At 35.9% G+C, this 12,595-nt stretch carries 14 protein-coding genes; 1 reads left to right on the forward strand and 13 read right to left on the reverse strand.

Annotation, left to right across the window (positions count from 1 at the left end):
- Positions 1–24: 24 nt before the first annotated feature.
- On the reverse strand, positions 25–795 hold the full coding sequence (locus tag GJU32_RS22250) for a TatD family hydrolase (protein ID WP_155594086.1): 771 nt from the start codon (positions 793–795) through the stop codon (positions 25–27).
- Positions 796–1,048: 253 nt separating this feature from the next.
- Positions 1,049–3,040 (reverse strand): methionine--tRNA ligase, encoded by a 1,992-nt coding sequence (gene metG, locus GJU32_RS22255; protein WP_420798397.1) that lies wholly within the window; start codon positions 3,038–3,040, stop codon positions 1,049–1,051.
- Positions 3,041–3,375: 335 nt separating this feature from the next.
- On the opposite strand from metG, the gene GJU32_RS22260 reads away from it, so the two are divergent.
- Positions 3,376–3,654, forward strand: a complete 279-nt coding sequence (locus GJU32_RS22260) for an AbrB/MazE/SpoVT family DNA-binding domain-containing protein (RefSeq protein ID WP_068986577.1) — start codon at positions 3,376–3,378, stop codon at positions 3,652–3,654.
- Positions 3,655–3,890: 236 nt separating this feature from the next.
- On the opposite strand, the gene rsmI is transcribed toward GJU32_RS22260, so the two are convergent.
- From rsmI to GJU32_RS22315, 11 genes are all read right to left on the reverse strand, one after another.
- Positions 3,891–4,766 carry a 16S rRNA (cytidine(1402)-2'-O)-methyltransferase gene (gene rsmI / locus GJU32_RS22265; protein WP_155594088.1) on the reverse strand — a complete coding sequence of 292 codons (876 nt, stop codon included), beginning with the start codon at positions 4,764–4,766 and terminating at the stop codon, positions 3,891–3,893.
- Entirely contained in the window at positions 4,763–5,026 is a 264-nt protein-coding gene (locus GJU32_RS22270) for a GIY-YIG nuclease family protein (RefSeq protein ID WP_155594089.1), read from the reverse strand. The genes rsmI and GJU32_RS22270 overlap by 4 nt, the downstream gene beginning before the upstream one ends.
- A complete protein-coding gene (locus tag GJU32_RS22275) occupies positions 5,010–5,759 on the reverse strand; it encodes a tRNA1(Val) (adenine(37)-N6)-methyltransferase (RefSeq protein ID WP_155594090.1) in 750 nt (249 codons plus the stop codon). Before GJU32_RS22275 ends, GJU32_RS22270 begins: the two co-directional genes overlap by 17 nt.
- 66 nt (positions 5,760–5,825) lie before the next feature.
- Positions 5,826–6,182 carry a DNA replication initiation control protein YabA gene (gene yabA / locus GJU32_RS22280; protein ID WP_004229222.1) on the reverse strand — a complete coding sequence of 119 codons (357 nt, stop codon included), beginning with the start codon at positions 6,180–6,182 and terminating at the stop codon, positions 5,826–5,828.
- Between the two features lie 27 nt (positions 6,183–6,209).
- Entirely contained in the window at positions 6,210–7,025 is an 816-nt protein-coding gene (locus GJU32_RS22285) for a PSP1 domain-containing protein (RefSeq protein ID WP_155594091.1), read from the reverse strand.
- Positions 7,018–8,022, reverse strand: a complete 1,005-nt coding sequence (gene holB / locus GJU32_RS22290; protein ID WP_155594092.1) for a DNA polymerase III subunit delta' — start codon at positions 8,020–8,022, stop codon at positions 7,018–7,020. The genes GJU32_RS22285 and holB overlap by 8 nt, the downstream gene beginning before the upstream one ends.
- A 158-nt stretch (positions 8,023–8,180) precedes the next feature.
- Complete coding sequence (locus GJU32_RS22295; RefSeq protein WP_155594093.1) at positions 8,181–8,621, reverse strand: YaaR family protein; 441 nt, start codon at positions 8,619–8,621, stop codon at positions 8,181–8,183.
- Between the two features lie 141 nt (positions 8,622–8,762).
- Complete coding sequence (locus GJU32_RS22300; protein WP_155594094.1) at positions 8,763–9,092, reverse strand: cyclic-di-AMP receptor; 330 nt, start codon at positions 9,090–9,092, stop codon at positions 8,763–8,765.
- A gap of 283 nt (positions 9,093–9,375) precedes the next feature.
- Positions 9,376–10,005 carry a dTMP kinase gene (gene tmk, locus GJU32_RS22305; protein WP_155594095.1) on the reverse strand — a complete coding sequence of 210 codons (630 nt, stop codon included), beginning with the start codon at positions 10,003–10,005 and terminating at the stop codon, positions 9,376–9,378.
- Positions 10,006–10,022: 17 nt separating this feature from the next.
- Complete coding sequence (locus tag GJU32_RS22310; protein WP_476638812.1) at positions 10,023–11,447, reverse strand: aminotransferase class I/II-fold pyridoxal phosphate-dependent enzyme; 1,425 nt, start codon at positions 11,445–11,447, stop codon at positions 10,023–10,025.
- 541 nt (positions 11,448–11,988) lie between these two features.
- Positions 11,989–12,426, reverse strand: coding sequence for an SRPBCC domain-containing protein (locus GJU32_RS22315; RefSeq protein WP_155594097.1), 438 nt, complete (start codon positions 12,424–12,426; stop codon positions 11,989–11,991).
- Positions 12,427–12,595 lie beyond the last annotated feature (169 nt).

Consider the following 12,595-nt stretch of genomic DNA (forward strand, 5'->3'; position numbering starts at 1 on the left):
CTGTATTGGAGGCATCTATGCTAGTTAATTGTCAATTCCAAAAAAAATTTTCGCATTGGCGGTAGTTACTTTTGCAATTTCTTCAATTGTCAACCCTTTTAAACGCGCAATTTCCTCCGCAACTAAAGGCACAAAAGCAGGTTCATTACGCTTTCCACGATGTGGGTGTGGCGCTAAATAAGGGGCATCTGTTTCAATCATCAAGTGCTCTAAAGGTATTTCCGTAGCCACTTCCTTTGGCAAACGTGCATTTTTGAATGTCACCGGCCCTCCAAGACTAATCATAAAATTCATAGCTATACATTCACGTGCTGTTTCTACACTCCCACTAAAGCAGTGCATAACACCCCCTATGGATGCTGCGTTTTCTTCACGCAAAATTTGTACAACATCCCCTGTTGCATCCCTGTTATGAATAATGATTGGCAAACCTATCTTTTGCGCTAATTGAATTTGCTTGCGAAAAAGTGCTTGTTGGACGTCTTTTGGAGACTTATCCCAATAGTAGTCCAAACCAGTTTCACCAATGCCAACTATTTTTGGATGTGATGCTAGTTTCTCAATCCACTCTAAATCTTGCTGAGTACAATCAATGGCGTCTACCGGATGCCAGCCAATGACACCATAAACAAAATCATACTGCTCTATTAGCTGCATTGTTCTTTCAATGGTTTTTTGGTCAAAACCAATGACAACCATTTTCTCTACTTTAGCTTCAAGGGCTCTTTCAATTACCTCTTGAAGGTCTTCCTCATACTGTTCTGCATTCAAATGTACGTGTGTATCAATATACATCTTCATTCTCCTAACATCGATTTTATTAAAAATTATTATTTCATATTTTTCGTAAGCATTACAAATTTGTTACAAACTATTCGCCATTGTGACAATACACTTATTCGACAATATCATATATGGTACTATATGCTTATAAAACCATAAATTTTACATACTATAAATTATTTCACAATAACATTAACTCTAATACACTGACAGATTTGAAAAGCCTGCCGAATATTTTGTATTCAGCAGGCTTTTCTTCGATTGTTTACTTTACTTTTGCGCCATTTTCAAGTTTTGGATCTACAGAAGCTAGTTTTAAAATTCCATCTTTTTCACCAGCTAAGATCATTCCTTGCGATAATTCACCTCGTAATTTAACTGGTTTTAAATTTGCTACAACGACCACTTTTTGCCCAATTAAATCAGCTGGAGAATAGAATTTCGCAATACCTGAAACTACTTGGCGTTGCTCGTATCCTAGATCAACTTGTAACTTTAATAACTTATCTGCTTTAGGAACAGTTTCACATGCAGTTACAGTCGCTACACGTAAATCTATTTTCATAAAATCATCGATAGTAATTTCAGGAATTTCTGGATTTTCTACATCCTTACTTATCTTTTTAGCATCATCTTCTTGAAGTGTTTTCACAGAACCACGCATTTCTTCGCGAATATAAGCAATTTCAACTTCATTTTCCAAACGAGGGAAAATAGGTATCCCTTTTTCTACCACTTTAATGTTTGCTGGAATAGTATTTCCGAATGTTTCAATTGTTTCCCATGCTAAGAATTTGTCATCTAAACCTAATTGATCGATTATACGTTTCGGTGTTGTTGTCATAAATGGTTGTAACATGACAGCAATTTGGTGCAAGCTTTCTGCTAAATTTCGCATAACGGCACCTAATTTTGGTTTATCAGACTCTTCTTTTGCTAACACCCATGGTTGTGTCTCATCTATATATTTATTAGTGCGTGACACGAGTGTCCATAAGTCAGCAAGAACGACACTAAATTGCATTTTTTCCATACTTTCTTCATATTTAATACGTACAGACTCAGCTTGCTCTTTTAAAGCTGCATCAAATTCTGTCGATTGAAGATTTTCAGTAGGAATAATGCCATCAAAATACTTATTAATCATTGAAATAGTTCGATTTAATAAATTACCTAAATCATTCGCTAGATCAAAATTTGTACGTTCGATAAATGATTCTGGAGAAAACACGCCATCAGAGCCAAATGGTAATTCTCGTAAAAGGAAATAACGTGTCGCATCTAAACCATAACGTTCGATTAACATTTCTGGATAAATTACATTACCTTTTGATTTAGACATTTTACCGTCTTTCATCATAATAAAGCCATGTGCAAATACTTTTTTCGGTAATGGCAAATCTAATGCCATTAAGAAAATTGGCCAATAAATAGTATGGAAGCGCACAATATCTTTTCCTACTACATGTACATTTGCTGGCCAGTACTTGTTGAATAATGTTTCATCGTCTGAAAGATAACCTAGAGCTGTAATATAATTCGTTAATGCATCAACCCATACATAAATTACATGCTTTGGATCACCAGGTACTTTAATTCCCCAATCGAAAGACGTTCTTGACACCGAAAGGTCTTCTAATCCTGGTTTAATAAAGTTGTTAATCATTTCATTTTTACGTGACTCTGGCTCAATGAATTCAAGGTTTTCTTCATAATAAGCTAATAAACGATCTGCGTATTTCTTCATATTAAAGAAGTACGACTCTTCTTTTACTTTGTGCACTGGACGACCACAGTCTGGACAGTTGCCATCAACTAATTGAGTCTCTGTGAAGAAAGATTCACACGGTGTACAGTACCATCCTTCATATTCGCCTTTATAAATATCACCATTATCTAAAAACTTTTTGAAAATCTTTTCAACAGTTTTCGTATGTCGCTCTTGCGTTGTTTGTATAAAGTCATCGTAAGAAATATCCATTAAAGCCCAAAGCTTTTTTGCAGCATCTGCAATTTCATTGACATAATTTTGGGGGTGTTTACCCGCTTCAGCTGCTTTTTCTTGTATTTTTTGTCCATGCTCGTCCATTCCTGTTAAAAAACGGACATCATAACCACGTAAACGTTTATAGCGTGCAATAGTATCAGATGCAACTGTTGTATATGCCGTACCGATATGAAATTTCCCACTTGGATAGTAAATGGGTGTTGTTATATAGAATGTTTTTTGTTGTTCACTCACAAGAACTGCCTCCATTGTTTCACAATATACTTTCTATTCTAACGAAGTACGAAATTCGTTTCAATGAAAGTTTATCATATGCGAAAATTGTCGAATAATATATTGAATCCATTAAATGACTTAAATAAGAACCTTTTTTACTATTTAAAAAAATCTTTATTAAAAACCTTTTAAAAATATAAAAATACCTGCAATCTTCTCAAAAAATTTTTTTAGAAACCATAATATTAGTGTATTAATTAATTGACGTTTATGGCATTACTTGGTATGATAACTATCAGACAAGGAAATAATGTCGAAATTTGACGAAATACAAATATAACTTTTATAAATTTAGGAGGAAATCTATTATGAAATCAACAGGGATTGTTCGTAAAGTCGATGAGTTAGGTCGTGTAGTAATTCCAATCGAGTTACGCCGTACACTAGGTATTGCTGAAAAGGACGCTTTAGAAATCTATGTGGATGATGATAAAATCATCTTAAAAAAATATATGCCTAATATGACATGTGCTGTTACAGGAGAAGTTTCAGATGATAACTTCCGTCTAGTTGGAGGCAAATTAATTTTAAGTCCAGAAGGCGCTGAAATGTTAGTAAAAGAAATCCAAACTAACTTAAAAAAATAATTTATCACACACCTAAATCAAAAACAGTGGTTTAGGTGTTTCTGTTTGTATATAACTTAATATACCCACTTTTTAAACCCCTTATAATGTCCATGTCAGACCTTTCTACTTAAGGTTACTATTATTTACAATTATTATCAAATTAAAATATTACTTATGCCTTGGTGTAATTGCCTCTGACCCTTCATTTGGATTAAGAAAAAAAAGAGCTACCTCCATAAGGTAACTCTTTACTATTATTGATTATGATATTCATTATAAACATCCCGCTTCGCTACTTGTCTTAGCTTGGCTACTTCCTTTATTGCTTCTTTTGATGTGAGATTTGATTGGTTGATGATGTCATCAACATGTTCAATAATGGACATAGTATGCCAATAGGCTTCTTCTTGGTCTTCCTCTTCAACAGAGTGGTTTCCTTCTAATACAATACAAAACTCTCCTCGTATCTCCTCTGTTTGTGACCATTCTACAGCTTCAACTAGCGTGCCACGCAAAAATTCTTCAAATTTCTTTGTTAGTTCTCGAGCTAAGACAATTCGACGGTTTCCAAGTATTGCTTCCATATCTTTTAATGTATCCTTTAAACGATGTGGTGCCTCATATAACAAAATGGTTTCTTGACGTTTTCTTAATTGCTCTAATTGCTGGCGACGTTCTTTTTTTCCACGATTCAAAAATCCATAAAAGAAAAATGGCTGTGGCGTCAAACCAGAAGCAATTAATGCTGATAATGCTGCATTTGGACCTGGTACTGGCACGACCGGAAAGTTTTGAGCGATTGCTTTTTCGACTATATCCGCGCCTGGATCAGAAATACAAGGTAAACCTGCATCACTTACTAATGCTATTGTTTTCCCTTCATGTAACAGCGTTAGTAGTTTTTCTCCACCTACCGCTAAATTATGTTCATGATAACTTATTAATGGTGTTTCAATATCAAAGTAGTTGCACAGCTTCTTTGTATTTCTAGTATCTTCTGCTGCTATAATATCGGCCTCTTTTAAAATACGAAGTGCACGCACACTCATATCCTCTAAATTACCAATAGGTGTTCCTACAAGATATAAACAACCTGTCTGATCGTGTATTGTACTTTTTTGCGATTTCACGATTCACCCCTCCTGATATAATTAATTTTCTGTGTTCTTGTTAATTGCTTAAAAGCATATTCTGCTCGCATTGCTTCTTGCTTTGTTTCAAATACTTCTTTATAAATACATTTCACTGGACCTCTAGCTCTTGTATATTTTGCACCTTTCCCAGCGTTATGTACAGCAACTCGTTTTTTTACATTGTTTGAATAACCTGCATAAAGAGATTGATCAGCGCATTCTAGCACGTAAAAGTAGTGATTATTGTTCTTTTCCATAAAGAATGTCTCTCACTTCTGTTGTATATTCATTATTTGCATCGTAGACATACAAAGGTGGTAATATTTTTAAATCTGGCTTTCCATCTTTTATTCCTTCTATTAATAATGTATTGGCCTCTTTCCCTTCCTTCGGGTAAATGAGTTGCATCCGTTTTGGCTCTAGTCGATTTAATCGCATAGCTGTAACAATATCTAATAATCGACCTGGACGATGCACAAATGCCGCTTTACCACCCTGTTTTAATAATTTACTTGCTGATTGGATTGCTTCTTCTAATGTTAAATAAAGTTCATGTCGTGCAATGGCATGATGCTCACTAAGATTTTTATCACTGGCTTCATGTGCTAAAAAATATGGTGGATTACATGTAACCACATCATACTTTTCAATGCCTAGTTGTTTCGGTATTTCCTTTACATCTCCAAGGATCATTTGAATTTGATTTTCTAACTGATTGTATTGGATGCTTCTTTCTGCCATATCAAATAAACGTGGCTGAATCTCTACTCCCGTTATTTGTCCCTTTGTTCGAGCACTTAAAAAGAGCGGGACTACGCCATTTCCTGAGCATAGGTCAACAATTTTTCCTTTATAATAGGGAATATTGACAAACTTTGAAAGTAACACTGCATCTAATGAGAATGAAAAGACAGAGGGACTTTGAATAATACGCAAATTCTCAGCCAATAAATAGTCTAATCGCTCATCATCCTTTAGCCATTTTTCCATGCTTATTCCTCCTAAGCTACAAAACAAAAGACTGATACCACCGAAGAAGTGGGAATCAGCCTTCTATTACACATTTTGTTTATTTAAAAATGATAGACAAAACAGACAATCTTCACCTTTACGAGAACTTCCGAAATGAACATGACAAACGTGGAAGCCTTCCTGGTATAGACGAGCTAGGTTATCATAACCCTCACCAATATCTAGTGGACTCTCTTTCTTTACTTCAGCAGCTTGTACGGAATTTGTATTAGAAAGTAGTTCTTCTAGACGTGTGCGAAGATGATGATTTTCTGTCTCAAGCGCCTTATGCTCTTCCATCATTAACGCTACAAATTGTTTCAATGCACCAAATTGCTCCTGCATTGCTTCGAGCTGTTGTTCGAACTCCATAACGGTATCTAAGAAATTACGGTCCTTCACCCAAGCCACCTCGTTAAATTCTCTATCTTAAATAAGATTTTTTTCGCATGCCAGCAGTTCTTCTAGTGTATACTCAACTGTGCGTTCCTGCTCTTGTAAATATACTTGAATAAGTCTTTCCAGCACATTTAACCCTACAACTTTACCGCGGCCATCTGGTGTCATCGTTACCTCACCTATGTCTGGCATTCCCTCTTTTGCTTCTTCATATTCATCATTTTCATACTTTAAGCAACACATTAAACGACCGCAAAGACCTGATATTTTTGAAGGATTTAAAGATAAGTTTTGATCTTTAGCCATTTTAATAGAAACTGGCTCAAAATCACCTAAAAATGTGGAGCAACAAAGCATTCGTCCACATGGACCGATGCCACCTAATAACTTTGCTTCATCACGCACACCAATTTGGCGAAGTTCGATACGTGTTCTAAAAACCGAAGCTAAATCTTTTACAAGATCTCTAAAATCAACTCGTCCTTCAGCTGTAAAATAAAAGATAATTTTATTACGATCAAATGTATATTCAACATCTACAAGCTTCATTTCTAAATTATGTTCTATAATTTTAGTACTAGCAAGTTCAAATGCACGTTTCGATTCTGCTGCATTTTCCTCTACTTGTATACGATCACGATCATCCGCTGGTCTAAGTACCTGTTTAAGTGGTAATACAACATCATTATCACCTACTACTTTTTGAGGGACAACTACTTTACCATACTCTACACCCCGAGCTGTCTCTACAATAACATATTGGCTATTTTCTAGTAGAAATGATGCCGGATCAAAATAATATATTTTACCCGCTTTTTTAAAGCGAACTCCTACTACATTATACAAATGTATATCCCTCCTGCAGATTTAGCATTAACTGCTCCATCAATAACGTCCTATTCATGTTACGCTGTAAAGAGGCACGCGCTTGTAAAATAGATTCCATCTGACTTGATAATCGCTCGTAAGTGGAATATAACGCAACTTCTTTTAATAGTGGTAACATGTCTGGATAAGTACAAGCTGCTTCGGGATTAGCTTTTATTGACACTATATCACGGTAAGCAAATAGTAGTAAATCCAATGCTTGCTCCATCTCGCCTTTTTCTTTAAAGTTTGGTAACCATTCTTCATGTACAATAAGCATTGCTTCGTGTACATTGTGCCGAATAGCCTCTACCAATTTTAACACTGTTTTTCGAGCGAGTGCAAACTGCTCATCATTCGCTAAAAATATAGCCATTTCGAGCTCGTTTGTCATCATGCTTACTGTTGAAGCCATTGAATGTGAAATATTATTTTCCTGTAAGTGCTTCAATAAAACATAACGTGGCATTTTTTGAAACTTGATATGTTGACAACGAGAACGGATTGTTGGAAGTATCGACTGCATTTGCTCAGTTAATAATATTGCAGTTACCTCTCCATCTGGCTCCTCTAAAAATTTCAGTATCATATTAGCAGAAGCTGTATTAAGACGGTCTGCGTGATGCAGCACATATATCTTACGGCCCTCTTCTACGCCCATCATTTTCATTTCGCCAATTAGTTCTCTCATTTGGTCAATTTTTATAAACTGACCTTCTGGATAAATTTGATGAATATTTGGATGATTTCCCGAATCAACACGTATGCAATTTCGACATGTTTCACATGGAACATTTTCACCAGGTTGCTCACATAGCATTAATTTGACAAAAAAGAGCATAATATCTGTCTTGCCTGTCCCTTTTTCACCGTCAAAAATATATGCATGCGCTAATCTATTTTTGTCAAAAATCGTTTGAAGTTGCTTCATTACAACTGGTTGTAGCGTGAATAGCTCTTCAACATTCTTGGCCATAAATTTAAATTCCTTCCTGTATCTAAACCAAAAAGAGTGGGACTACTCCCAATTCTACTTTTTGTAAAGAAACATTACAGTGGTTCATATTATATTGGCAAATTGCCAAATCAAAATTTGAAAAAAGCCCGCGCCTATATGAGAACGAGACACGGGTTTTACATATATAAATTAATTAGTAAGCCTTTAATCTCACCGATTTTATCAAGGAGGTCAATCGCTTCTTTTTCTTCGTCTAAGATATCTTGGGCAAGTTCGACAAGACGTGTATCAATGGTTTCAATGATTTTTAAGCGTCTTCCTTCACCAAAACGATTCCATGTATGTGATTGTTTTAAGTCCATACCATGTTCTACTGTCTCTTGTAGAAAACGTTTAACAAGCATTTTAAACTTAGCAAGTTCTCGTAAATTACGTGATCTTGCAACGCGATCACCTGCACTAGATATATCTCCTAACAAACGTGTTAGTTGTTCTGTTTGCAGCTTGTTTCCTTGCTTGACCACCATATCTCCAAATCGGTTATTTTGATTATTATTTTGTAGTGGCTCTTTGCGATTTGTATTTAACCCGACACGTATATCTTGATTAATTTTCAAGCTGGTTTCGCCCCCACTATCTTTATCTCTTTCTCCTTGGCATCATTGCATTAGGATAAATATTAGGCTGCTCACATCAGCCTAATATTTATCTTATATAAAATCAGTGATTTCTACTGGTACAACAAAGGAGGCTACTTTTTAAAAATGGTGAAATTGTTCAATTGGTAATACAAACACAGTAGCTCCTCCTACCTCTACCTCCACAGGATAAGGTATATAGGAATCAGCATTTCCCCCTAATGGAGAAACTGGTGCAACCATCTGCTCACGTGCTCGACAATTATCCCGAATAATATCTAAAAGTTTGGGTATGAGAGAGTCTTCAGTTCCTATAAGAAACGTCGTATTTCCTGAACGTAAAAACCCACCTGTGCTCGCTAATTTAGTTGCGCGAAACTGATTTTTCGTTAAAGCATTTGATAAGCGGTTGCTATCCTGATCTTGCACTACAGCTACGACTAACTTCATTCGCACTCACCCCTTTTATAAAATTAACCTAAATAGGTTTAAATACTATTCCTAAGCGTTGCATTTATAAACATTTATACTTCCATTATTTATATTGTCCGTTGAGGATCAATTACCCATCAGCGTAAATGAATCTAGATTTTTTCGAATTTGCTCAAACAGCTCCTCTTCAAAATCTGTAACATGCGCTGGAGGATTTATCTTAATTCGCAAGTTTCTACTGATTAAGATAAATTAATGGATAGTATCATTATATCACAATGTTGTGGACAACTTCATGCTTTTACTGCATCGCTTCCAATAATAATAGCCATACTTCTTCAACAACACGCTCAATATCTTGGTCTGCATTCACCACACGTATACGTTCTGGGTATCGCTCTACTAGTTGTAAATACCCTTCACGTACCGTCTGATGAAATGTCAAACTTTCAACATCTAAACGATTTACTTCCCGATTGCCAGTTGCATAAATACGTGCTAAACCAACCTCTGGTGCAAGATCAAATAAAATGGTCACGTCAGGTAATTTCTTTCCAATAGCGAACTCATTAATGGAAAGTACCTCATCGACACCAATTCCCCTTGCATAACCTTGATAAGCTAAAGATGAATCGATAAAACGATCACATATTACCAATTTCCCAGCATCTAAAGCAGGTCGTACTTTTTCAAAATAATGCTGACTTCTTGCGGCAGCATATAATAATGCTTCAGTACGTTCGTCCATTGCTGTATGTGCAGGATTTAAAATGATGGTTCTTATTTTTTCCGCAATTTCTATTCCACCTGGTTCTCTCGTTGCTAGAACATCAATATTTTTTTCGGCTAATCGCTGTGCTATCATTTGAATGACTGTTGTTTTTCCTGCTCCTTCTGGACCTTCGAATGTAATAAATAAATTGCTATTCATGCTGTTATTGCCTCCAACTAATTAATGACCTGAATCATTTTTTCTGCTAAACGATGATTTCCTTGGAATGTCGCACCTGCTGCTAGTAGTTCTTCCAATTGACTTAACTTTGCCACTGTTATTCTTTCTCCTGGCACAAGCAATGGAATGCCCGGTGGATAAGGAATAATCATACTTGCTGAAATCCGTCCTATTGTACGCATATATGGTAACCATTCTTTATTTAATAATGCAATCTCACTAAAGGTATAAATAGGTTCTGTAATCGATACAAAGCGATAGGCTGTTTGAGAAGCTGTTTTGCTATCAGTTTTATCTGTGTTTAATAACATTGTTATAGCTTCCTTTATTCGGACTCTTATTTCAGCAAATGGGTAGGTATGTCCCTGCTTCAGTAAAGGTAACACAAGTAAGACCTGATTCGCATCAGCTAGCTCCCCATAGACATGTTTTGCTTCTAAAGCTTTCTGTAATTGAAAACCACTATAACCATTCACACGTAACAATAGTTTGAGTGGATCATCTACTTCAATTACTTCCAATGAACCAATTGATCGTAACGCCTCAACCCATTGATTCTTTTTTTCTATTATATATGCCCCATCACTCTCCATATATGTCTGTACATAATAACGTGCATCATCTAATGAAGCTAATAACACATAAGATGGGCTACTAGATTGTAGCATACGTAAATAGTGATGTATTTTGTCAGCATCTATCAACTTCGACTTAACATGCATAAAGGATGCCATCGTCATAGCTGGTAGTGTCTTATGCGCTGATTGTACAACAACATCTGCACCAAACGACAAAGTGGATGGTTGAAATAAAGTACATGCATTAAAGTGAGCGCCATGTGCTTCATCAACCAATACAGGGATTCCTATTTCATGACAAAAGTCAATTTGTTGCTGTATTTCATTAGAAGTCATCCCATAATAAGTAGGATATGTTAAAACGACTGCTTTCGCCTCTGAATAATTTTCAACAGCTTCTTTAAGGTCGTTATATGTCACATGTGTTGCCGTTAACGTTCGTTCATCCCATATTGGTGACACAAATATTGGCTTGGCCCCAACAAGTTCAATGGCGTGAAAAATAGATTTATGTGCATTACGCTGAACAATAATGGTATCGCCTTTATTACAAGTAGCATAAATCATTGCTAAATTTCCAACAGTAGAGCCACCCACTAGAAAAAAACTTTTCATCGCTCCATATGTATCTGCTAATAAATTTTCTGCTTCTAATATCATTTCCTCAGGATAGTGCAAATCATCCAAACCTGTTAATTCAGTTACATCATAGCGCATAACATCTTTAAATGCTTGCGGAAGATGGGACAGTTCACCATGCTTATGACCGGGGACATGAAAAGAAATATTTTGTTGTTGTCGAAAACGTTCTAATCCCTCTATAATTGGCTTTTTCTTTTGCAAAACAAACACCCAATTTCGTTAGATTCTTATTTAATTATACGAGATTATAACGTGATAAAAAAGCTATCCCATGACAAGGTACTCCATATTTACTTGTTAAACAAAAAATTTTCAACAAAATGTCTTATTATCATAAATTACACCTCCGTGTCATGACGTCCAGAATAATGTAAAGTTGACGAGTAATCATTAACCTAAAATCGTCACGACCTGTGATAACTTTCAACTGACCTGTGTCATGAGACCTCTTTTGAAATATATAGCATCCGTTGAAGGCTTGGGGATACACGATACTGGTCACAACGCCCCGTCATTGCCACAGGACGTGGCGTTTTTTTACGCTGTTCCGCTTATTTCAACGGGCGTTTGAACACCCACCGAAAAAATCAATACAGGCATTCATCTCCCACTACCGAATAGAGAATCTTTTGTACCTGACGCTTCACTTTCGACACAAAAACATTTGCTAAATCCAGATAGAACCGACCAATTCCTTCAACTGTAATATCGGGCTATCCCATCCTTTATACAACTCATAAGACTATTCTTTCACTACTTTAACGGCCATTTCTTCCACTAATTGTTCCACTAGCGGCGGTACAAAATTATTTAATACCGGATTCATCATTGCTGATAAAAACCCACTAGCCTTCATTGTTAAATTACCGATAAGTTGGATTGACCCATCTTGATTTTGTTTTATTTCAAATGAACCATCGCCATCTATCGGATCTGATAAACCTTCTAAATCAAAAATCACTTGATGAGAAGTAGATTTTTTTACTTTAAGTTCCACTTTAACGGCCTTTTGAATAATGCCAAAATCACCTTGGAAAACCCAAATCATATCCTTTTCATTTAGTAACTCGTGATGTAAGTAACCTGGTATTAATACAGCCCATTGTTCTCTATTTTGAATAAATTCCTCTAATTTTTCTTTCTGTATAGAAATATCCTTACCGTAATATCCTGTTGCCAATACATTGCACCCCTTTATATGTTTTTATCACTACATTTAATTTTAACATTTTATGGGTGTTTATAAGTGAAAGGAAATATAAAAAAACCACTGATTTCTCAGTGGTTACTTTTTTTGCTTAGCGACGTCCTACTCTCACAGGGGGAAGCCCCCAACTACCATCGGCGCT

Source organism: Lysinibacillus cavernae (assembly GCF_009724685.1).
GTDB lineage: Bacteria > Bacillota > Bacilli > Bacillales_A > Planococcaceae > Lysinibacillus > Lysinibacillus cavernae.